Annotated in this window: 17 protein-coding genes; 5 read left to right on the top strand and 12 right to left on the bottom strand. The window is 59.9% G+C overall.

From position 1 onward, the window contains the following. Nucleotides 1–185: 185 nt before the first annotated feature. The gene (locus tag ACEN8I_RS16075; RefSeq protein WP_413329511.1) at nt 186–932 is read right to left on the bottom strand and encodes a 2OG-Fe dioxygenase family protein; all 747 of its coding nucleotides are present in this window, start codon (nt 930–932) and stop codon (nt 186–188) included. Nucleotides 933–1,077: 145 nt separating this feature from the next. On the opposite strand from ACEN8I_RS16075, the gene ACEN8I_RS16070 reads away from it, so the two are divergent. Then, complete coding sequence (locus ACEN8I_RS16070; RefSeq protein ID WP_074579319.1) at nt 1,078–1,380, top strand: DUF1840 domain-containing protein; 303 nt, start codon at nt 1,078–1,080, stop codon at nt 1,378–1,380. A gap of 96 nt (nt 1,381–1,476) precedes the next feature. Here the strand turns inward: ACEN8I_RS16070 and ACEN8I_RS16065 are convergent, their stop codons facing one another. Beyond that, a complete protein-coding gene (locus ACEN8I_RS16065; protein ID WP_413329510.1) occupies nt 1,477–3,006 on the bottom strand; it encodes a hypothetical protein in 1,530 nt (509 codons plus the stop codon). Nucleotides 3,007–3,100: 94 nt separating this feature from the next. On the opposite strand from ACEN8I_RS16065, the gene ACEN8I_RS16060 reads away from it, so the two are divergent. Further along, nucleotides 3,101–3,835, top strand: coding sequence for a hypothetical protein (locus ACEN8I_RS16060; RefSeq protein WP_413329508.1), 735 nt, complete (start codon nt 3,101–3,103; stop codon nt 3,833–3,835). Between the two features lie 86 nt (nt 3,836–3,921). Here ACEN8I_RS16060 and ACEN8I_RS16055 read toward each other — a convergent pair whose 3' ends face one another. Further along, nucleotides 3,922–4,239 (bottom strand): hypothetical protein, encoded by a 318-nt coding sequence (locus ACEN8I_RS16055; protein ID WP_413329507.1) that lies wholly within the window; start codon nt 4,237–4,239, stop codon nt 3,922–3,924. A 281-nt stretch (nt 4,240–4,520) separates the two neighbouring features. On the opposite strand from ACEN8I_RS16055, the gene ACEN8I_RS16050 reads away from it, so the two are divergent. The 3 genes from ACEN8I_RS16050 (at nt 4,521) to ACEN8I_RS16040 (ending at nt 10,907) form a co-directional block, all read left to right on the top strand. Continuing rightward, a complete protein-coding gene (locus tag ACEN8I_RS16050) occupies nt 4,521–7,604 on the top strand; it encodes a TrlF family AAA-like ATPase (RefSeq protein ID WP_413329506.1) in 3,084 nt (1,027 codons plus the stop codon). A 24-nt stretch (nt 7,605–7,628) separates the two neighbouring features. Continuing rightward, a complete protein-coding gene (locus ACEN8I_RS16045) occupies nt 7,629–10,067 on the top strand; it encodes an NACHT domain-containing protein (protein WP_413329505.1) in 2,439 nt (812 codons plus the stop codon). A 105-nt stretch (nt 10,068–10,172) separates the two neighbouring features. Further along, nucleotides 10,173–10,907: a hypothetical protein gene (locus ACEN8I_RS16040; protein WP_413329504.1), complete on the top strand. Its 735-nt coding sequence runs from the start codon at nt 10,173–10,175 to the stop codon at nt 10,905–10,907. Nucleotides 10,908–11,050: 143 nt separating this feature from the next. Here ACEN8I_RS16040 and ACEN8I_RS16035 read toward each other — a convergent pair whose 3' ends face one another. The 9 genes from ACEN8I_RS16035 to ACEN8I_RS15995 form a co-directional block, all read right to left on the bottom strand. Continuing rightward, on the bottom strand, nt 11,051–12,004 hold the full coding sequence (locus ACEN8I_RS16035; RefSeq protein ID WP_413329538.1) for a Bug family tripartite tricarboxylate transporter substrate binding protein: 954 nt from the start codon (nt 12,002–12,004) through the stop codon (nt 11,051–11,053). 243 nt (nt 12,005–12,247) lie between these two features. Further along, complete coding sequence (locus ACEN8I_RS16030; RefSeq protein WP_413329503.1) at nt 12,248–13,240, bottom strand: tripartite tricarboxylate transporter substrate-binding protein; 993 nt, start codon at nt 13,238–13,240, stop codon at nt 12,248–12,250. A 305-nt stretch (nt 13,241–13,545) separates the two neighbouring features. After that, nucleotides 13,546–14,799, bottom strand: a complete 1,254-nt coding sequence (locus ACEN8I_RS16025; RefSeq protein WP_413329502.1) for a phenylacetate--CoA ligase family protein — start codon at nt 14,797–14,799, stop codon at nt 13,546–13,548. A gap of 144 nt (nt 14,800–14,943) precedes the next feature. After that, complete coding sequence (locus ACEN8I_RS16020; RefSeq protein WP_413329500.1) at nt 14,944–15,756, bottom strand: ABC transporter ATP-binding protein; 813 nt, start codon at nt 15,754–15,756, stop codon at nt 14,944–14,946. A 117-nt stretch (nt 15,757–15,873) separates the two neighbouring features. Further along, nucleotides 15,874–17,208, bottom strand: coding sequence for an ABC transporter substrate-binding protein (locus ACEN8I_RS16015; RefSeq protein ID WP_413329499.1), 1,335 nt, complete (start codon nt 17,206–17,208; stop codon nt 15,874–15,876). A 126-nt stretch (nt 17,209–17,334) separates the two neighbouring features. Next, entirely contained in the window at nt 17,335–18,411 is a 1,077-nt protein-coding gene (locus ACEN8I_RS16010) for a branched-chain amino acid ABC transporter permease (protein ID WP_413329498.1), read from the bottom strand. A 25-nt stretch (nt 18,412–18,436) separates the two neighbouring features. Beyond that, on the bottom strand, nt 18,437–19,369 hold the full coding sequence (locus ACEN8I_RS16005) for a branched-chain amino acid ABC transporter permease (RefSeq protein WP_413329497.1): 933 nt from the start codon (nt 19,367–19,369) through the stop codon (nt 18,437–18,439). A 147-nt stretch (nt 19,370–19,516) separates the two neighbouring features. Then, the gene (locus ACEN8I_RS16000) at nt 19,517–20,299 is read right to left on the bottom strand and encodes an ABC transporter ATP-binding protein (protein WP_074579355.1); all 783 of its coding nucleotides are present in this window, start codon (nt 20,297–20,299) and stop codon (nt 19,517–19,519) included. Further along, nucleotides 20,296–22,242, bottom strand: coding sequence for an AMP-dependent synthetase/ligase (locus tag ACEN8I_RS15995; RefSeq protein ID WP_413329496.1), 1,947 nt, complete (start codon nt 22,240–22,242; stop codon nt 20,296–20,298). Before ACEN8I_RS15995 ends, ACEN8I_RS16000 begins: the two co-directional genes overlap by 4 nt. Nucleotides 22,243–22,358: the final 116 nt, after the last annotated feature.

Genomic DNA, 22,358 nt, shown 5'->3' with positions numbered 1-22,358 from the left:
TGGAAAGCAGATGTTTGCCGAGAAACAAGCCCACCCCTGTACAGGCTCACTTCGTGTAGCCTGCTCCCCCTCAAGGGGGCGGCGCCTGCGGTCTGGCAAAGCCAGTCCCGCGGCCCCCCACTGGTGAATACCCCCGCCGCGTTAGTTTGCTGAATTTTTCAATCCAGCCGGGGCCGCCCTGGGTGTCAGGGGGATTGGAAGCCTGCCGCCCTGTAAGTGAGCACCAGCGTGTCCCGGAATCCCGCGCCGGACTGGTCGTCCGCCGGCAGTATCGGCGTGGTCTCGTGGATCACCCGCGCGTCGTCCAGCAGCAGCGCCGTCAGCGGCTCGCGCATCACAAAACGCACGCCGTGCGGGCCGTTGGCGTCAAACACCCGGGTCTCGCCGCCCTTCACGCCGTGGCGCCCCACCATCATCACCACCACAAAGTCCACACCGTCGCGGTGCGCGCCCTCGGGTGTGGGCCGGCCCACGCCGCCCGCCGTGTCGATGCGGAACTGGTGCGCCTCGATATGCCAGCGCTCGGCCGGCTGCACCTGGGCAAACAGCCTGCCCAGGGCGGCGATCAAGTCCGTCCAGGCCGTGGCGGTGGCCACGGCCGGCTCCACCGGCTCGAACCAGCGCTCAAAACCACCGTGCAGCGCGTTGTAGTCCGTCGGCTGCCAGTGCGCGCGGTGCGGCGTTTGCACCAGCGTGCCCGAGGCCATCTCCTGCACAAAACACGAGTGCCGGCGCTTGCGGTAATGCCCGCCGTCCTTCAGGTGGGCATCCGGCGGCAGCCGGTCCCAGGAGGGCACCAGGGCATTCCAGGCCGGCACCCAGGCATTACCCAGCTCCAGCGTGGCCGTCAGCTCGGCCGGGTTCAGCAGGCTCAGGCCGTCCTGGCTGAGCGCCTGGCGGGCCGACTTGGGGACAGTGGCGATATTGAACATAGGCCGCTATTTTGCTTGAGCCGCGCCACCCGCCCGCCCCAGGCCCGCGCAAACCCCTCAGGGGCCAAAATGGTGAAACTTGCCTACACAAAAGTCGCTCAAACCTTTCCATAATGGTCTGTCCGCACAACTTGAGGAGCCATCCATGCTTTACAAATTCAAATCCAAAGACGCCGGCGATGTGATCATGCTCGAAGCCAACGGCCGCAAGGTCCTCGAGATCATCGGCAAAGACCCCGCCCCCAAAGGCATCATCCTGCCCGAGCAGATGCCCGCCGCCATCGCCGCCCTGAAAGAAGCCATCGCCCACGAGGAAGCCCACGACGCCAATGCCGAAGACGGCGTCGTCCCCGGCGACGGCCTGGGCCTGCGCCAGCGCGCCGTGCCCTTTATCGACATGCTGCAGCGCAATCTCAAGGCGGGGCATGAGGTGGTTTGGGGGGTGTAGGCGCCCCGGCCGCTGGGGCGGCCTGACTCTCTCTATATATAGGTAGGAATAAAAAAAGCCCTGGTGACAGGGCTTTTTTCATGGGCGGCAGGCACTTTAAATATCAGTCACACCCAGCCGCTTCAAGGCATCCTTGGCCGGCTCCAGCCCTTGCAGCGCCGCCTTTTTGTACCACTCGATCGCCGCCGCCCTGTCCTGGCTGCCGCCCCAGCCGTACTCATAAGCATGGCCCACCTTGTACTGCGACTGCGCAAAACCGGCCGTGGCGGCAGACAGGTAATAGGCAAAAGCCTTGCGTAAATCCGCCGGCTGGCCGACGCCGTACTCAAGGTACCAGGCCGCGTTATGCGCGCCGCGCGCCAGGCCCGCCTCCGCTGCACGCACAAACCAGTCATACGAGGCCTTCACATCAGGCCGCGTGCCCATGCCCCGGTAGTACATCATGGCCAGGTTGTTCATCGCATACGGGTGCCCCTGCTCGGCCGCGCGCCGGTAGTTGTCAAACGCCAGCGACAGGTCGGCCGCCATGCCAATGCCATTCTGCTGGTTCCACGCCAGCCCGGCCTGGGCCAGCACAAAGCCCGCCTCGGCAGACTTGCGGTACCAGGTATTGGCCAGCTCGTGGTTCACCTCCACACCCCGACCGTTGTTGTAGATCGTCGCCACCGCATGCTGGGCGCGCGCATTGCCGCCATGGGCCAGGCGCAGCAACTCCTCACGCGCGGTGGCTGAGCCCTGGGATGCTGCCGCAAACAGCGGCACCACTTCAGGATTCGGCAGCTGCGACAGCAGCCGCGCAAACGGATCCGCCAGCGCCACAGGCACTGCCTTGCCGGCAGCCGCCGCAGTGCTGCTTGCGGCGCCCGCCGCCGCAGCCATCTCTGCCTGCGCAGCCGCGCTGCGTTCAGTCGTCGTGCCTGCCAGCGGTTGCACCGCAGCGGTAGCCGCCGTGCCATTCGCCCCCACAGTCGGGAACAAGCGCGAAAGCGCCTGCGCAGCGCCCTGCTTCAAACCCGCCGGGTCCGTCGTCGACGCGGCAAACTTCTCAATGTATTGCCGCGTCGTATCCGGGTTGCGCGAAAAGCGATGCGACACCACAAACGCATCCGCCGCCCGCTGCACCTGCCCCTGCGCCCCAAACACTTCCGCCAGGTTGGCCCAGGCGGCCGCCCGTGCCGGCGCCAGCGCCAGCGTGTAGCGCAACTGCGCTTCCGCCTCAGGCAGCTTGCCCACCCGGTACAGCACATAACCGTAGTTGTTGGCAATCTCCTGATCGGAAGGGTCGGCCCGCCGCGCCTTTTCAAAGTCAGCCATCGAATCGGGAATCTGGTCGGCCTTGAATTTCTCCAGCGCCGTGGTGTTCAGCCGCCGCGCAAGCTTGCGGTCTCCGCGTGCGGGGTAGGGCAGCTCTTCAATCTCCGTCTTTGCATCCCACACCGCATTGGCATCGCGCGATGCGGCGCCTGCGAGCATTTTGGTGACCTGGTCCAGGCGTGAGGTGAGTTGGGTGTTGGGTGTTGTGCTTGCTTGCGCAAGCGCTGACACGCTGCTTGCCTGAAGCAAAACGGCCAGCACGCAGGTAGCCGAGAAATAGCCTGCACGTTGACGTGCTGCTTTGGTGTTCATGAAGCGATCCTCCCTTTTGTGTGGGGGAGTTTATCTGCAAGCAGTCGCACTTTGATCTGTGTTCATTAGCACCATGAGAGATGCGTATGCGCAGATGTCAAAACACTATTGGCGCGTTCCTCGTCATCTCTTTACAGTCCGTCCGCTGACGCCTTGTGGCACGGGATCGCTTGTCATCTATGGCTCCGCGTTGGTCGTCGTGTTCTTTTTTATTGTTGGAGCTACTGTGAATCCTCAACCTGCTTTTTCTCGTTGCATACATTGCTGGCGCAATATTGCCACTCTTCTTGGCCTCGTCATGCTGGTGGGCTGCTCGACATTCGTCAGCAATGAAAAAAGGGGCCCCGATCCTTCCACGCCGGTGTCTTCTGTGAGCATCGTCTTTGTTGAAAATCCCGCCCTCAAGGGCACATATGAGACGCTCGTGAAGAAGGGCTTTGAAGTGGATTGGTCCAAGCAGGAAGCACAAGCCCAGAGAGATGTTCCGGTGATGCTCTCGCATGTTCGGAAGGGGCTGGCCACAGACTTGAAACCACGGCTGGAAAGGCGCAGGCTCAGCGTGGCCATCGAAGCGCCAGCCCAACCAACAAGTACCAGCCTGATCATTACGCCGAAGCGCTACTTTGTTGAATGTGGAAAAGCATCCATCATTTGCCAAACGTCCATCACATTCGACGTCCGGCTGATTGACCCCAAGCTGAGTACGCCCGTGTGGTCGGCCGATTTCAAGGCTGGTGCTCTTTTGGGGATGGAGCAAACGCCCGCCATGGCTGATGATTTTTATAGAGCTGTCGTTGAGCGATTAGTCGCGGCGAAAGTGATCCCATGAAACTGCACAGCTGCTACTTCAGATAGAGCTCACCCCAGTGAATGTCTGACAGGTATCCGAGGAAAAGAGTACGCGAGTAGCCTAGCTCACATCGAAGGCTGATCGCCAGTGTGATCGTCTATATCGTCATGCGCTGGATCAAATGGGTTGTCCAACGCGCGCTTGAGTCGTTCAGCGCTTTGCCTCATTAGCTTCTCGGTGTCCAGCACGGCTTTGGCGCCCGGCGGCTTGCACAGCCATCGCTCTTTGGAATATTCGAACCTGGCCTTGGCCGTGTTGCGGAACTGGTGCGCCGTGGTGCCCTCGACGGTCATCCCCAAGCTGTTCATTGCAATGACGGTTGGGTTCAAAAGCGCCGGCAGTAACTCGTTGCGAGTGCCTGGCTCCAGTAGGAGGGCTTGCAAGTCTGTGCGTGGGCCATCCGGCCACCGCCTTCGGATGATCAGCTCACCGCGCCTGGGACCCGAGCGCAGCGCTTCCACTGGGTCACTGCCCTTGGCACCGAGGATGTAGACGTCGAAAATCACTGTATAAATATACAGTATTTAGTTCTAAAATCGGCTTTCTCCGAAGTAAAGACTGCGGTAATCGCGCGGCTCGATTCAGTGAATCTTTTACGCTGGCTTTTGCTTTTGCTTTAGCGCAAGATAGATCGACCAGAGGGTGGGAAAAGGGAGGGGAGCAAATGACAATAAAACTGCCAGGATCTGCCTGGGCAAAGTGGGACTTGCACGTCCACACGCCAGAGTCGCAGACGAATAACTATCCAGGCACCAAAGAAGAGGCTTGGAGTGCCTTTTTAACTGACCTGGAAGCGCTACCGCCGGAATTTAAAGTTATTGGGATCAATGACTATGTTTTTGTCGATGGCTATGCGCGCATTCTCAGCGAGCGAAAAAAGGGGCGACTAGCCAACATTGATCTTGTTCTACCGGTCATCGAACTGCGTCTAGACAAATTCGGCGGCCTGCTCGAGCAAGGCCCAGACGGCTATTTGCCATCCGCCTGGAGCAAGATCAATCTTCATGTCGTCTTCGATGAGATAGATCCAGATGTGATTCGCGCGCAGTTTCTTGCATCAATTCACCGGCATTACACGCTTGTTCCTGGATCGGCAGCCTATGGCCAATGGGGCGGAGTAATCACGCGCGACAACCTGACTGAGCTTGGCAATCGAGTAATCGCGTCGATGCCGGCGGCACTGCGCGCGAACGCTCCATCACCGCTGCGCGTCGGATTCAACAATCTCAACATCAGTGTCGAAGAAGTCAAGCGCGCGTTGAATACGCCTTATTTCCAAGGTAAAAGCCTAATTGCGATCGGCAAGAGCGAGTGGGACAACCTGAAATGGAACGACCATACGATTGCAGACAAAAAAACTGTGATAAACGAAGCTAATCTGGTGTTCATCGCCGCAGAGAATCCACAGCGGTATGCGACCGCCAGAGCGGTCTTAAAAGCGGCCATGGTGAATGATCGAATGTTGGATTGCTCGGATGCCCATGCGCTGAGCAGTTCGGCAAACAAGGATCGTATTGGCAATTGCTTCACATGGATCAAGGCCGACACGACGTTTGAAGGCCTGCTTCAAGCTATCCACGAGTTCGACGATCGTGTTTTCGTAGGTGACAATCCGCCCAAACGAAAGATAGTTGAACAGAATAAGACAAAGTTCATCGACTCCATAAAGGTGTCAAAGAAACCGGGGTCACCGTTGCCTCAGGACTGGTTTGATGTCGATCTCCCATTGAATCAGGATCTGGTCGCAATCATCGGCAACAAGGGAAGCGGAAAGAGTGCCCTTTCGGACATCATTGCGCTAGTCGGCAACACAAGGCATCATCAGAAATTCTCATTTTTAAAGACCAATCGCTTTCGAAACCCCAAGACGAAATTCGCTCAACATTTCGTTGGCGAACTGCGATGGCGTGATGGCCCGTCGAGCAACCGCGGACTTGACGAGGATCCAAATCCTGTCGACGTCGAGCGCGTCAAATATTTGCCGCAGAGCTACCTCGAAGACCTATGCAACGAGCTCGGCGACGGAGGCTCGGCCACCTTTGACGCCGAACTGCGCAAGATAATTTACTCACACGTGCCCGACGCAGATAGGCTTGGCAAAGCGTCCATGGATGAGTTGCTCGAATTCAAAGTGGCCGAGATCGAGCGCGCTAGGAAAGCTCTCAGAGACGACATCAGCAAAGTCAACGCCGAAATTCTAGAGGCGGAGCGCAGGTCGACGGAGGAGTTTCTGCGAGGGCTCCAAGCCCAATTAGCTGCGAAAAAAGCAGAACTTGCGGCCCTAGATAGTGCAAAGCCGACGGAGATGGTAGATCCCAATGCATCCGAGTTGGCGCAGGTTGCATCGAAACAAGCGGCTGAGCGCATGGAAGCGTCAGAAGCGTTAGTGCGGCAACTGGTGAGCGAGGAAGCGTTGCTGGTGGATCGGAAATCTATTCTCGCAAAGAAACAGGCTGTCGCGCAGCGCATCTCACAAGCGCTCGAAAATCACAAGCGACACCACCATGCATTCGTCGCCGATCTCCAAGAACTACTCTCGCAACTTGACGAAAAAATCGAGGTCGCCGCCCTCGTGGACCTGCGGGTCAATTCTGCTCCGGTGGACGCTATTGTGTCCGCCTCAGCTAAGGAAGTAGCCGTAATCGATAACGCGCTTCTCGATGAGGCCGAAGGAAGCCTATCGCACAGAAAATTGGCCGCGGCAGCAGCTGTCGCTGCTGCCAAAAGCCAATTAGACGAACCTCAGCGCCTCTACGTGCGCTACAAGGAGGAGTTAGCGTCCTGGGAAACGGCCAAAGCAACCATTGTCGGCGACGGTGCAAAAGTGGGATCAATCACTCAACTACAAGCCGAGATCGAAGCCCTCGCCGAGCTCCCCGAAAAGCTCGTAAGCCTGCGAGCACGGCGATCCGGGCTGTCGCGCGCCGTTCACGCGCGTATCCAAGCGATGGTCGAGGAGTATCGGCGCCTTTATTTGCCTGTTCAGAATTTTGTGAACTCGGACGAGCAGAAGGAGATGAATTTGCCGTTGGACTTCCAAGTTCGCGTAGAGGAGTCGGGGTTCGCCCAACAACTCATGAGTCGCTTGAATCAGCGTGTTCGAGGTTCGTTCATGGGCGTCGATGAAAGCTCTCTACTCCTCAAGACTATGCTCCAGGAAGCAGGCTTTTCGACGGCGGATGAGGCGATTGCTTTCGCTGACCGGATTGACGACATGTTGCGGTTCGACCGACGAGAAGGGCAAGTCGGGCGTGAGATCAAACTGAGCGATCAGCTCGCGAGAGGCGCGTCGGAGCAAGATCTTCTTGACTACCTTTTTGCTTTCGACTACTTGTCCCCGCAATACTCACTGACTTATGACGGTCAAGAGATCGGGCAGCTCTCGCCTGGCGAGCGAGGTCTGCTCCTGCTCGTTTTCTATCTGCTCGTGGATGAAGATGACATCCCAATCGTTATCGATCAGCCCGAAGAAAATCTAGACAATCAGACGATTTATAAGGTCCTTGTCCGCTGCATCAAGCGCGCTAAAGAGCGCCGCCAGGTCATCATGGTTACCCATAACCCCAATTTGGCTGTGGTCTGCGACGCCGAGCAAATCATCTATGCGTCCTGTAATAAGGCAGGAAGCCGCTTCGAATATGAGGCCGGGGCGATCGAGAACCCTGAGATGAAGGCGAAAGTTGTGCAGATTCTGGAAGGTACGGAACCAGCTTTCAAGAATCGACAGTCCAAATATCGAATCCTTTGACCGCACCACAGGACTTACGCAAAGATGGCAACCACACTAGAAATTGGTGACAAGTTTCGTGATGCCGTGGCGGCTCTGCTCCGCACCCAATTCCCAGATGTTAAGACCGAGCAACTGATCGACGGGACGAAGGTGGATATCACCTTCACCGAACATACTTGGGGAAAGTCGCTGAAGTGCGCCGTGGAGTGCAAGAACTATGAGGGCGCACTAACAAAGGCAGATTTTCAAGAAATTTTCTCTAAATATGAACCAATGGTTCAGACCAAATCCGTCGATAAGGTTCTCATAGTTAGTCGCAAAGCCATTAGTGCACCAGCTGAAGGATATTTGGGCGCTCTCCCTGCATACGCACATTTGACTTTTGAAGTGCTTGCTGAACAGCTATTTGGAATTCGAGGAGTCGTCGAGAAGCTGCGTGAAGCGAAGAAATCGAGTTCTAGTCGATACATTCAAGCACGATTTGAGGAACACAGCGAGCCCGCGTTTGAAGCCATTGAGAAATGGATCGCCGCTCCCGATAACCCAGGACTCGCGGTCCTCGGCGGGTACGGGCAAGGAAAAACCAGTCTCGCTGAACAAGTGGCAGCTTACGCAGCCGACAAGTACCTAGCTGATCCAACCAATCGAATACCAATACTAATTCGGTTGGGCGAGGTTGTTCATGAAACCCAATTAGAGGGGCTTTTCGGCAAGGAGTTCACCGCAAAGCACAACGTCTCGAAATACCATTTCGATACCTTAATGCACCTAAACCAACTCGGAAGACTCCTTATTATTCTCGACGGGTTCGACGAGATGAAACATGCGATGAGTGCGCATGACTTTGAAGCCAACTTCAGGGAGTTCAACCGTCTCTTGACTGGACGCGCGAAGGTAATGTTGCTGGGGCGACCAAGTGCACTTCCATCGGAGGAGCGTGAGCTGGTCTTCAAGGGGCGCAAACGGATTGGTAGCACAACGATCCAGTCACCACACTACAAACCTTGGCTCGAGTGGCGATTGTCGTTCTTTACCAAAGAGGAAGCCGTTAGTCTTCTACAGCAGGTACTGATAGTAGCGCTTGGACATGACCAATTGACACCATCCGTTAGTTCTCGGACGGACGATGTGATGAATCATGTACCGCATGACTTACTCAAACGCCCCGTGCATGTGGTGCTCATTGCCGAAGCTGCAGCCGATCCGGTCTTTGACTTCAATGGATTTGATGAATACACGTTGTACTCTCATTTCGTCAAGGAAATGGTTAAGCGCGATCAAATCCATAAGCGAGCACGTAGAGAGATTCCTCTTGAAAACAGGCTAACGTTCCAGCGCGACCTTGCTTGGTGGGCGTGGGCACGGGCCGGAGTGAGTCAAGGCAGCTTTTACCGAGATGATGTGCCACCAGAACTTTTAGAAGCACTGCCCGACGGTGGGGCTACAGACATCGAAGCAAAGCAAAATGAATACATCGTCTCTACGCTGACGGACGAAAAGGAAGCCGGGGTTCTGTACTTTTCGCATCGATCGTTCCAAGAGTTTCTGGTCGCAGAGCGAATGATCCTTGTCAGCAATACATCAACGCACACCTCCTACTCGCGATTTCTGAACCAAGAGATCAGCAACTTCATAGGACTTGCACCGGACAAAAGTTTTCTCGATAAATGGTATGCAACACTTACCGAGCAAACTGGCCTTGTTGGTCTAAATTACCTCGCTATATTTTCCAGATCTTCAGAGTTTATGGAGCGACTCTGGATGCGGATTGAGAGTGATCCTGGCTCTGCATTACCAGCCTCGACGTTGGCTATTTTGCTGTTAGCTTTCGCTGAAAATAAAGTCCCGACAGAGTGGGCGCCGAAGTATCAGCGCCTTCTACGGGATGAGATCGAGGCAGGTGCTGAATCTAGTGCTGCTGTTGCGGTAATGAGCTATCTTGCGCTTTATGGCGCTCAAAACGGAGACTCAATCAGCGCCAGCGAACTCGTGTCTTCAATTCTTGTTCGTGCGCTCAATTTTGCTGCAGCAAACAAGGTGGGGTCCCAGCAACCAGGTGCAGATCTCCTCATACCTACGAAGACTCAAGACTTTTTAACTAAATGGATTGAAAATGATCTGAGGCGCGAAAATCATCCAGACAATCGCTATTTGGTTTGGAGATCGGGGACCGGATACAAGAGCACCCTTTGGGAGCTAACCGCGGCTCATTTGGAGTCATCGTTGCTGTTGTCTAGTGACATTGACGATGGGTGGAAACGCATACCTCTGATCAATGAGGAGCCGGCATTTGATGAGATTGAGCTGCCAATTAATCTCGTTTATCAGAAAATTCCGAAGCAGGCGAGAAGCGAATACAGTCAATTTCTAAACGCAACTCATCGGCATTTCAAAATCGTAGGAACTGATCGCCGCGGTGCTGCTGCTGGTCGACGTCACGTAATAGCGCCGTTTAGCACGCGAACTGAAAGCCCTGGTTAGAAGCGCGGCTAGCAGTCTCCATAAATACAGACGGTCACGCGATTTCTCATCACCTGAGCCAGTCTGTCGGAGCAGCACGCGCCAAAACCACGAGGAGGAGCATTGATGGCTGCAGAAGAAAACTCAGTTTTTTGGCCTCTTGTGATCGGTGGGGTAGGAGCCATCGCAGCGATCTATGTGAAGGAGGCAGTTCAGGCTGCGCTCAAACGACAGATCATGCTGGGCCAGCTCCAAGCCTATGTGATGCATTGGAAGGGGCTGGTTGTACGGCACCTCCATGCTGTACAGCTCTATAACACTATCGAAGAACGCGAAAAGAAACTCACCGAATCCTTGATGCGGGGACGCGAGGCGTTTAATACCCAACATACGGAGAACGTCGGAAAACGGGATGAGATAAGAGCAAAGATCAAAGAGGCACTGCAGAAAGTCGTGGACGACGGGAAAGGCTTTGACAAATCCTCTATGACCTCGGCCGTATTCGAGGCAGGCCTGGACGGATTTGTGACAACTCGCCAGTACCTGATGGATGGAAAAACCTTTATTAGCGACAGCGATGCGGCACACCTGGGACCGGCAATCGCGCTTTCCACTGTGGCTTTTCGCGCTTCGGCCGCACAGATCTTATTGGGTCTCGAGGGGATCGTAAAAGTGATGCAGGCGATTGACGAAAATACAAAAAAAACAGATGTTGCGACAGTCATTTCTTCGTGTGTCGACGCCTTCGTTTTGGATGGAGAAAACTTTTTTGTCCACCTCATTCGCCTAGAGCGCCACGTTCAGGCCGCTCGCCGACGCAACCTACTGCAGTTGACAGGAGATGTACTCCGCGGGCGATAACTTCAAGATGCTCGATGTGATTGACGATCGAAGGCCTGTCAAATCATTGTCAATTCGCCAGTCCAAGGCAATGCTCGCCCAGAAAAAATCAACGCCACAGGGTCGCAGCGCTGTGGAGGTAGGCGCTGCAGAGGCCTCAACCCTCAATCCACCTTCGCCCCAGAAGCCTTCACCACCTGCGCCCACTTCTTGTGCTCAGCATTGATAAAAGCCGTGAACTGCGCCGGCGTATTACCCGAGGGAATCGCGCCCTGCGCGAGGAGTTTTTCTTTCATCGCCGGCGTGCCCAGCGCCTTGGATGCTTCCTGCTGAATGCGGTTGACGATGTCGGGCGGTGTGCCTGCGGGGGCGAGCAGGCCGAACCAGGAGCTGGCGTCGTAGCCTTTCAGGGCGGGGCCGCCGGCTTGTTCTATGGTGGGGATGTCGGGCAGGGCGGCTGAGCGTTCCGAGCTGGTGACGGCTAATGCTTTCAATTTTCCGGACTTGATGAGGGCCATGGAGGAGGGCAGGTTGTCGAACATGACGTCCATGTCGCCGCCCACTAAAGCAAGTAGCGCGGGGCCTGAGCCGCTGTAGGGGAAGTGGGTCATGTAGGTGCCGCTCATGGTTTTGAAGAGCTCACCGGCCAGATGGATGGAGGTGCCGTTGCCGCTGGAGGCCATGTTGAAGGTGCCGGGTTTGGCTTTGGCTGCGCGTATGAAGTCCAAGACATTGTTGATGCCGGCGGCTTTGGCTTTTTCGGTGTTGACGACCATGACGTTGGGCACGCCGGCGACGAGGGTTATGGGCGCAAAGTCTTTTTGCGGGTCGTAGGCCATCTTGCTGTACAGCGATTTGTTGATGCCGTGCGTGCCTACGGTGCCCATGAGGAGCGTGTAGCCGTCGGGTGTGGACTTGGCGACGATGTCGGCGCCTATGTTGCCGCCGGCGCCGGCGCGGTTCTCGACGACAAAGGGCTGGCCGAAGGCTTTTGAGAGTTCAGGTGCCATGGCGCGGGCCAGGATGTCGGTGGTGCCGCCGGGCGCGAAGGGCACGACGATTTTGACGGGCCTGGTGGGCCAGTTGGCGCTTTGCGCCCAGGCCGAGGGGGTGGCCATGAAGGTGCTGAGGGCGGTGAGTGCGGTGGCGAAGAAGGTGGCGCCGCGAAGCAGGGATGGGTGTTTGTTCAAGAAATGTCTCCAGGGGATGGCCGGCAGTCGGCCGGGGGGTCGCATGAAGATAGCGTGCACCTGCCGGAGCTTCAAGGGGGTTAAACCCGGGCGCCTTAAAAGAAAAAGCCGCCCGGCGTGAACCGGGCGGCTTGGCAGTCAGAAAGCGACGTTGGTCAGCGAGACAGTCAATCAGTCGGCAAACTTGCCGGCGGCTTCGATCACTGGCTTGAGCTTGTTCATCTCGGCGATCACAAAAGCCTTGTGGGCCGCGGGCTCCACGCGCTTGTCGGTCACCACGACGGCGCCCAGGCCTTCCTGCTTCTTGATGAAGTCGGGGTCTTTCAGGGCGGCCTTCAGCGCGGTGTTGAGCTGGGCCAGCACGGCCGGGGGCGTGCCCTTGGGCGCATAGAGGCCGTGCCAGATGGTCAGGTCAAAGCCCTTCAATCCCATTTCCTGCAGCGTGGGGTAGTCTTTGAGCAGCTTGTTGTTGCTCAGCGGCTTGGCGGTGGTGACGGCAAAGGCCTTGACGCGGCCGGCTTCGATCTGGCCGGTGGTGTTGGTGGTCTGGTCGCACATCATGTCGACCTGGCCGCCGACCAGCGCATTCATGGCCGGCGCGGTGCCGCCGAAGGGGATGGTGGTCATCGCGTCCTTGGCCTTGATGGCCGATTGCCACATCAGGCCGCACAGGTGCGATGCGGAACCCAGGCCGGCGTGGGCGATGTTGAGCTTGCCGGAGTTGGCGCGGATGTAGTTCTCGAAGTCGCGGTAGTTGTTGGCGGGCAACTGCGGCTTGCCGATGATGGTCATGGGCACTTCGTTGATCATGCCGAGGTACTCAAAATCGTCGGGCATCTTGTACGGCAGCTTGCGGTACAGGGCGGGCGCGGCGGCCATGCCGATGTGGTGGACGAGCAGGGTGTGGCCGTCGGGGGCGGCGCGTGCCACCTTGGCGACGCCTATGGTGCCGCCGGCGCCGTTGACGTTTTCAACGACGAAGTTGGCGTTGCCGCCCATGGCCTTGCGCATGGCTTCGGCCAGGTCGCGGGCCACGCGGTCGGTCGGGCCGCCGGCCGCGAAGGGCACCACCAGGCTGATGGGCTTGGAGCTGGGGAAGGCGGATTGCGCGTGCGCGGCAAACATGGCCGTTGCGGCGGCGGCGAGGACTAACAGGCGTTTCATGAGCGTCTCCTTGATTCTGAAGGCGCCAAGTTTACGGTCCCCTTACCGCCCCAGCATCGCGGGAACTACGTAAGGGCTATCCCCTTCATGGCGGGGCTTTTCTGGCCTTAAAAGCGGCCCTGGTTTCGGGCGTTCAGGCCAGCAGGGGCCGCAGGCGCAGCGCCCCCGAGGGGCTGGAGCCCGCGGCTCCAAGCCTGCCTGCGCAGGCTTGGACGGGCGACAGAGGCGAAGCGTCTCGCGAGCCGCGGCCTGCAAGGCCTCGCGCATTACACGAAGCCGAAGGCGCAGTGAAAAGCGTGGGGGCTTCACTTGTAACTTCGTGCGTCCTCAATAACCTTGCCATCGTTGGGGAGACTGCCGGGCGCCAGCAGCTGCACGGTGCCGCGCAGCTTGGTGACGTCGCGTATGGCGTCGGCTATGCGCTGGTCCAGCCCCTCGGGGACGGACGCCGCCTCGGCCTGGAAGTGCATGCTGTCGTTGGCCATTTCGCCGCTGACCACCAGCCTGGCCTTGAGCACTTCGGGAAAGCGTTTGGCGATGTCGGCGACCTGGCCGGGGTGCACAAACATGCCGCGCACCTTGACGGTCTGGTCGGCCCGGCCCATCCAGCCCTTGATGCGGGTGTTGCTGCGGCCCGTGGGGCAGCTGCCGGGCAGCACGGCCGACAGGTCGCCGGTGCCGAAGCGGATCAGCGGGTAGTCGGGGTTGAGCGTGGTGACGACCAGCTCGCCGACCTCGCCCTCGGCGACCGGGTCGCCGGTGCCGGGGCGCACGATTTCCACAATCACGCCTTCGTCGAGCACCAGGCCTTCGCGGGCCTCGGTTTCATAGGCGATCAGGCCCAGGTCGGCCGAGGCATAACACTGGTAGGCGGCAATGCCGTGCTCGGCGAACCAGTCGCGCAGGCTGGGCGGGCAGGCTTCGCCCGAGACCATGGCGCGCGTCACGCTGGGCAGGCCGATTTTCATCTCGGCGGCCTTGTCGACAATGATTTTGAGGAAGCTGGGCGTGCCGACATAACCGACGGGCTTGAGCTCGGCCATGGCCTGCACCTGCTGCTCGGTCTGGCCGGTGCCGCCGGGGAAGACGGTGCAGCCCAGCGCATGGGCGCCGCTTTCCATCATGGTGCCGGCCGGCACGAAGTGGTAGCTGAAGCAGTTGTGCACCAGCTGCCCGGCCCTGAAGCCCGCGGCGTGCAGCGCCCGCGCCATGCGCCAGTAGTCCTTGCGTGTGCTGTCGGGCTCGTAAATCGTGCCGGGGCTGGCGAAGACGCGCGGCATGGCGGCGCCATAACGCAGCGCGCTGAAGCCGCCAAAAGGATCGCCGCCCGCTTCGCGCGAGGCCTGCTGGAGCGCCAGCAGCTCGTACTTGCGCGTGACCGGCAGGCGCGCCAGCGCCGCGCGCGAAGTGACGGCCGAGGCGTCCACGCCTTTGAGGATGCCGGCAAAAGCCGGCGCGTGGGACTGTGCGTGCGCGACCTGCTGCGGCAGCGTGGCGAACTGGGCGGCTTCGCGCTCTGCGTGCGGCCGGTGTTCGAGGGTGTCGTAATGTGTTGTCATTCGATATCGTCCAAATCCTGTCAATACCTCAGTGCGCTGCAAAGACTTCAAGCCAGCAGGGGCCGCGGAACCGGCTTTGCCGGGCCGCAGGCGCAGCGCCCCCTCGGGGGGCAGCGACCCGCGCAGCGGCGGAGCGTGGGGGCCCTATGCAAGCCAGCGTTTGCGGCGTTTATAACTTTTCACATCCTTGAAGCTCTTGCGTTCGCCGCCGCCCACACCGAGGTAGAACTCTTTCACGTCCTCGTTGTTGGCCAGGTCGGCGGCCGCGCCGTCCATCACCACGCGGCCGCTTTCCATGATGTAGCCGTAGTCGGCGTACTTGAGCGCCATGTTGGTGTTCTGCTCGGCCAGCAAAAAGGTGACCTTCTCTTTCTGGTTCAGGTCCTGCACGATGTTGAAGACCTCCTCGACGATTTGCGGCGCCAGGCCCATGGAGGGCTCGTCCAGCAGCACCATGGAGGGGGTGGCCATCAGCGCGCGGCCTATGGCGCACATCTGCTGCTCGCCGCCTGACGTGTAGGCCGCCTGCGAGGTGCGCCGGGTTTTGAGGCGCGGAAAGTAGTTGTAGACCTTCTCGAGATTGGCCGCGACTTCGGCCTTGCCGGCGCGCGTGTAGGCGCCGGTCAGCAGGTTTTCTTCGATGGTCAGGTGGGCAAAGCAGTGCCGCCCTTCCATGACCTGCACCACGCCGCGCTTGACCAGGTCGGCCGGCGAGAGGTTTTCGATGCGCTCGCCGCGCAGCTCGATGGAGCCTTTGGTGACCTCGCCGCGCTCGCCCTTGAGCAGGTTGGAGATCGCGCGCAGCGTGGTGGTCTTGCCCGCGCCGTTGCCGCCCAGGATGGCCACGATGCGGCCCTGCGGGACCTGCAGCGAGACGCCCTTGAGCACCAGGATCACGTGGTTGTAGATAACCTCGATGCCGTTGACGTTGAGAACGATGTCGGGTGAGTCACTCATTGTTGTGTGTCCGTGTCGGTGAAGCCAATTGAAAAAGCCGTGCCACCGGCCCTTTCAATTGACGGCTCCGGGGAGCCGCCGCCTCCCGCCGCGGCGGGAGGGGTGGTCAAGCCACTATCAGGATTGGCAATCGGCCGGTGTGCGCGCCGTCAGTTTTTTCTCGGTCGCGTACTTGGCGGCCGTGGCCTTGACCAGGGGCTTGATCACCTGTTCGTCGGCCTGCAGCCAGTCGGAGGTGAACTTCCACTCCTTGCCGTCCCAGGTGTGGATGCGCGCCCAGGCCGAGCCCATGTGGTCGGTGCAGGAGGTGCTGATGGGCCGCATCACGCCGGCAAAACCCAGCGCGTCCAGCTTGGCCTGGGTCAGGTTCAGGTTTTCCAGGCCCCAGCGGACCTGTTCACCCGTCATGATTTTTCCCTTGCCGAAGCGCTCCTGCGCGGCGCGCAGGCCTTCCACGCCCAGCATGGCGCTCATGGCACCGCGCATGTAGAGCACCTGGCCGACTTCTTCTTTCGGGCCCGTGCCCTGGCCCTTGCCGTGCACCAGGGTCAGCATGTCCTTGGCCAGCTTGGAGTTGGGCTCTGCGCCGTGCTGCATGGTCACGGCGTTGTAGCCCTTGGCGCCTTCGGCCACGTCTTTCACATCAGGCTCGGCGCCGGCCCACCACACGCCGTACATCTTCTCGCGCGGGTAGCCGGTGGCTTGCGCTTCCTTGATGGCCGTGGTGTTCATGATGCCCCAGCCCCACAGCGCCACGTAGTCGGGGCGCGACTGGCGGATCTGCAGCCAGGTGGCTTTCTGCTCCACGCCGGGCGCGGTCACGGGCAGCAGCTGCAGCGTGAAGCCGTGCATGGCGGCGCGCTCCTGCATCAGCGGAATCGGCTCCTTGCCGAAGGGGGAGTCGTGGTAGACCAGCGCGATGCGCTTGCCCTTGAGCTTGTCGAAGCCGCCTTCCTTCTTGGCGATGGCCTGGAGGATGGCGTCGGCGGCGACCCAGTAGGTGCCGGCGATCGGGAAGTTCCACTTGAAGATGGAGCCGTCCGCGCTTTCGCTGCGGCCGTAGCCCACGGTCACCACCGGGATCTTGTCGATCGGGGCTTTTTCGGTGATGGCGAAGGTGGCGCCGGTGGACAGCGGCTGCACCAGGGTGGCGCCGCCGTTCTTGCCCTTCAGGCGCTCATAGCATTCCACGCTGCGCGCGGTGTCGTAGCCGGTTTCGCATTCCTCGAACGAGATCTTCACGCCGTTGATGCCGCCGCGCGCGTTGACCAGCTTGAGGTAGTCCACATAGCCGTTGGCCCAGGGCACGCCGTTGGGCGCGTAAGGCCCGGTGCGGTAGGACAGCACCGGAAAGAACTGCTCCTTGGCCTGGGCGAATGCGCTGGTCGTCACAAGGGACGAAGCGCCGGTGGCGAGGATTGCCACCGCCAACATCACATTACGAATCTTCATTGTTGTCTCCTGGAAAATTTATAAACACCGTGAAAAAAGGGGCACCTCAGTAAACGACCTAACCATCCATTGCGCATTGGTGATTTCGAGTAATCCTTAACCCTAGGGCCGGCGCACCGGAAGGCCTTAATGAGGAAATGGCCATAGCCGCAATTTCTGCTTGCCCACGGCCCACAGCTTGGCCAGCCCGTGCGGCTCGACAATCAAAAACCACACAATCAGCCCGCCGAAAATCATCAGTTCCGCGTGCGAGACACCCGCGGTGGAAATCGAGATGCCCAGCCAGCCGGCCAGCACCGGCAGCAGTTGGCTCAGCACAATCGGCAGCACCACGATAAAGGCGGCGCCGAAGAAGCTGCCCATGATGGCGCCCATGCCGCCGATGATCACCATGAACAGCAGGCGGAAGGAATAGTCCACCGAGAAGGCGGCGGGCTCCCAGGCGCCCAGGTAGATAAAAGCCCAGAGTCCGCCGGCGATGCCGATGATGAAAGAGCTGATCGCGAAGGCGCTGAGCTTGGCGTACATGGGGCGTATGCCGATGACCGCGGCGGCCACGTCCATGTCGCGAATCGCCATCCACTCGCGGCCTATGGCGCTGCGCACCAGGTTTTTGGCCAGCAGGGTGATCACCACCACGATGGCCAGGCAGAACAGGTATTTGCTGACGGCGCTTTCAATCGGCAGGCCGAAGACCTGCAGGTTGGACACCGACACCGAACCCGAGGGCGTGTCCATGGTGAACCACTTGATGCGCAGGAACATCCAGTCGCTGAAGAACTGCGCGGCCAGCGTGGTCACCGCCAGGTACAGGCCCTTGACGCGCAGGCTGGGCAGCCCGAACAGGATGCCGAACAGCATGGCGCACAGGCCGCCCAGAATCAGCGCCGGAATCAGCGGCATGCCGGGGATGCGTACAAAGAAGTTGTAGGCGCCGTAAGCGCCCACCGCCATAAAGGCGCCCGAGCCCAGCGAGATCTGCCCGCAGTAGCCGACCAGGATGTTGACCCCGACCGCCGCCAGCGAAAAGACCAGGAAAGGAATCAGGATGGCGCGGAACAAATAGTCGCTGGCCAGCAGGGGCACGGCGACAAAGGCAAAGGCCAGCAGCAGGCCTATGGCGATGCGGTCCTGCAGGATGGGGAAAATCTGCTGGTCGGACCGGTAGCTGGTTTTGAACTGGCCGTTTTCTCTGTAGAACATGGTTTTTCTTTAGGTAGTAGCGGCTTTAAATACGGTCAATGATCTTCTCGCCAAACAATCCTTGTGGCCTGACCAGAAGGACACACAGCGCGAGGACATAGGCAAACCAGATCTCGATACCGCCACCGACGTAGGGTCCGATAAACACTTCGGCGAGTTTTTCGCCCACGCCCAGGATCAGGCCGCCCACAATCGCGCCGGGCACCGAGGTCAGGCCGCCCAGGATCACCAGCGGCAGGGCCTTGAGCGCCAGCACCGACAGCGAAAACTGCACGCCCAGCTTGCTGCCCCAGATCACGCCGGACACCAGGGCCACAAAACCCGCGACGCTCCAGACGATGACCCAGATGCGGTTCAGCGGTATGCCTATGGATTGCGCGGCCTGGTGGTCGTCGGCCACGGCGCGCAGCGCGCGGCCGGTGCCGGTGTACTGGAAGAAGGCGGCCAGCGCCGCCACCAGGGCGGTGGCGATCAGCGCGGCGACCAGGTCTTCCTGGTTCACCAGCAGGCCGCCCTGGAACACGCTTTCGAGCAGGAAGATCGGGTCCTTGGGCATGCCCACGTCGATCTTGTAGATGCTGGAGCCGAAGATGGTCTGGCCGAAGCCGTCCAGGAAATACGAGATGCCCAGGGTCGCCATCAGCAGCGCGACGCCTTCCTGGTTCACGAGTTTGCCGAGCACCAGTTTTTCGATCAGCCAGGCGATCACCACCATGATGGCCAGCGCGGCCGCGAAGGCCAGCGCGTTGTTGATGAACTTGCTGTCCAGGCCGGTCCACTGCGGAATCCATTCGGAAAAGCGCGCCATGGCCAGCGCCGCGAACAGCACCATGGCGCCCTGTGCGAAGTTAAAGACGCCCGAGGCCTTGTAGATCAGCACAAAGCCCAGCGCGACCAGCGAGTACAGCATGCCCGACATCAGGCCGCCGATGATGGTTTCCAGGAACGAACCTAGCATTTTGGGTTCCCCCCTGTTGCCGACTCGCTTCGCGTAGCGGCCTCTCCCCCTCCGGGGGACGCCGCTTGCGGCCTGGCAAAGCCAGTTCCGCTGCGGCCGCTGGAAAAGACGGGGCGATCTAAAGTGGTCTGAGTTTTGTTGTACATGTCAGTGGCTGGTTCCGAGGTAGGCCCGGATCACGTCTTCGTTGTTGCGGACTTCGTCAGGGGTGCCGTCGCCGATTTTTTTGCCGTAGTCGAGCACGACCACGCGGTCGGAGATGTCCATGACCACGCCCATGTCGTGCTCGATCAGGACCACGGTGGTGCCGAACTCGTCGTTGACGTCGAGCACAAATCGGCACATGTCCTGTTTTTCCTCGACGTTCATGCCGGCCATGGGTTCGTCGAGCAGCAGCACCTGCGGCTCCATGGCCAGGGCGCGGCCCAGGTCCACGCGTTTTTGCAGGCCGTAGGGCAGCTGCCCTACGGGCGTCTTGCGGTAGGCCTGGATTTCCAGGAAGTCGATGATTTTTTCGACCGCCTCGCGGTGCATGATTTCTTCTTTTTCGGCCGGGCCTATGCGCAGGGCCTGCAGCAGCAGGTTGCTTTTGATCTTGAGGTTGCGGCCCGACATGATGTTGTCGAGCACGCTCATGCCCTTGAACAGCGCCAGGTTCTGGAAGGTGCGCGCCACGCCCATCACGGCCACCTGGTGGCTGTTCATGTGCTTGAAGGTCTGGCCGCGAAAGGTGATGGAGCCCTGCTGCGGCGCATACACGCCGTTGATGCAGTTGAGCATGGAGCTTTTGCCGGCGCCGTTGGGGCCGATGATGGCGCGTATTTCATGCTCCTTCACATTGAAGGAGATGTCCGACAGCGCCTTCACGCCGCCGAAGCTGAGGGAGATATTTTTGACGTCCAGGATGACGTCGCCGATTTTCTTGCTCATGCTGCCGCCTTCACGGGTGCAAAGGTCTGGGTGTCGCTGATCTTGAGCGTGGCGCTTACGCTGCCGCTGCGGCCGTCTTCAAACTTCACCACGGTTTCAATGAACTGCTCGGTCTTGCCGCCGTAAAGGGCGTCAATCAGCGGCTGGTATTTCTCGGCGATAAAACCGCGCCGGACCTTGTTGGTGCGCGTGAGCTCGCCGTCGTCGGCATCGAGTTCCTTGTGCAGCACCAGGAAGCGGCTGATCTGCGAGCCGGCCAGCAGGGCGTCCACGCTGAGGTCGGCGTTGACCTTCTCCACGCATTCCTTGATGAGCTGGTAGACCTCGGGTTTTTGCGCCAGGTCGGTGTAGCCGGCATAGGGCAGGTTGCGGCGCTCGGCCCAGTTGCCGACGGCATCGAAGTCGATGTTGATCATCACGCAGCATTTTTCGCGGCCGTCGCCGTAGGCCACGGCTTCCTTGATGTGGGGGAAGAACTTGAGCTTGTTTTCCACATACTTGGGCGCGAACATGGCGCCGTCGTTGGCTCCGCCCTTGATGCGGCCCACGTCTTTCACGCGGTCGATGATCTTGAGGTGGCCGCTGGCGTCCAGGAAGCCGGCATCGCTGGTGTGGTACCAGCCGTCGGCGCTCAGCACCTCGGCGGTGGCCGTGGGGTTTTTATAGTATTCCCTGAGCAGCCCGGCCGACTTCACCAGGATCTCGCCGTTCTCGGCCACCTTGATCTGCACACCCTGGATGGGCACGCCCACGGTGTCGGCGCGCGCCTGGTTGTCGGGCTGCAGGCAGACGAACACCGCGGTCTCGGTCGAGCCGTAGAGCTGCTTGAGGTTGATGCCTATGGAACGGTAAAAGGTAAAGAGGTCGGGGCCAATCGCCTCGCCGGCGGTGTAGGCCACACGCACGCGCGAAAAGCCCAGGGTGTTGCGCAGCGGGCCGTAGACCAGTAGGCCGCCCAGCGCGTACAGCACGCGGTCCAGCGCGCCCACGGGCTTGCCGTCCATCAGCGCGGGGCCGGCGCGTTTGGCCACGCCCATGAAGTAATGGAACATGCCGCGCTTGATGCGGCCGGCGTCTTCCATGCGGATCATCACCGTGGTCAGCAGGCCTTCAAAAATGCGCGGCGGCGCGAAGTAATAGGTCGGGCCGACTTCTTTCAGGTCAATCGTCACCGTGCTCGCGCTTTCGGGGCAGTTGACCACATAGCCGCAGGCCAGCCACTGGGCGTAGCTGAAGATGTTCTGGCCTATCCAGGCCGGCGGCAGGTAGGCCAGCACTTCCTCGTTGGAGGTCAGCCTGTCGAAATCGGCACCCGCCTTGGCGCGGTCCAGCAAGGTGTTGTGGGTGTGAACCACGCCCTTGGGATTGCCCGTGGTGCCCGAGGTGAAAAACATCGCGGCCACGTCGTCGGGGCGGGCTTTCTCGACCTCGGCCTTGAAGAAGCCCGGCTGGCCGGCCACAAAACCGCGGCCCGCGTCCAGCAGCGCGTCCAGCGACTGCAGGCCGTCCTCTGCATAGTTGCGCAGGCCGCGCGGGTCGTCGTAAACAATGTGCGCCAGCTGCGGGCACTGGCCGCGTATTTCCAGCAGCTTGTCGACCTGCTCCTGGTCTTCCACCAGCGCGAAACGCACGTCGGCGTTGTTGATCGGGAAAATGCATTCGGCGCCCACCGCGTCCTGGTACAGCGGAATCGGTATGGCGCCCAGCGCCTGCGCGGCCAGCATGGTGGCATAGAGGCGCGGCCGGTTGGCGCCGATGATGACCATGTGCTCGCCGCGCTGCAGGCCCAGCTGGTGCAGGCCGCAGGCAATGTGCTCCACCAGCTGCGCCATGCCGGCCCAGCTGTGCGCCTGCCAGATGCCGTACTCTTTTTCGCGCATGGCCGGGGCGCCGGGGCGTTCGGCCGCATGTTTGAGCAGCAATCGTGGGAACGTGGTCTGCATTCGCTTCTTGTCTCCGTTGTGCGCGGTTTTTCAGGAAAACCGCTGGTATGGGGCGAATAGTAGGACCGGCTTTGACGCTATGGTGTCATTGCGACGACAATTTCCGGGTAAGTCCT

It is taken from the genome of Polaromonas sp. CT11-55 (genome assembly GCF_047303325.1).
Classification (GTDB): domain Bacteria; phylum Pseudomonadota; class Gammaproteobacteria; order Burkholderiales; family Burkholderiaceae_C; genus Polaromonas.
This window is presented reverse-complemented; position numbering and strand designations above follow the sequence as displayed.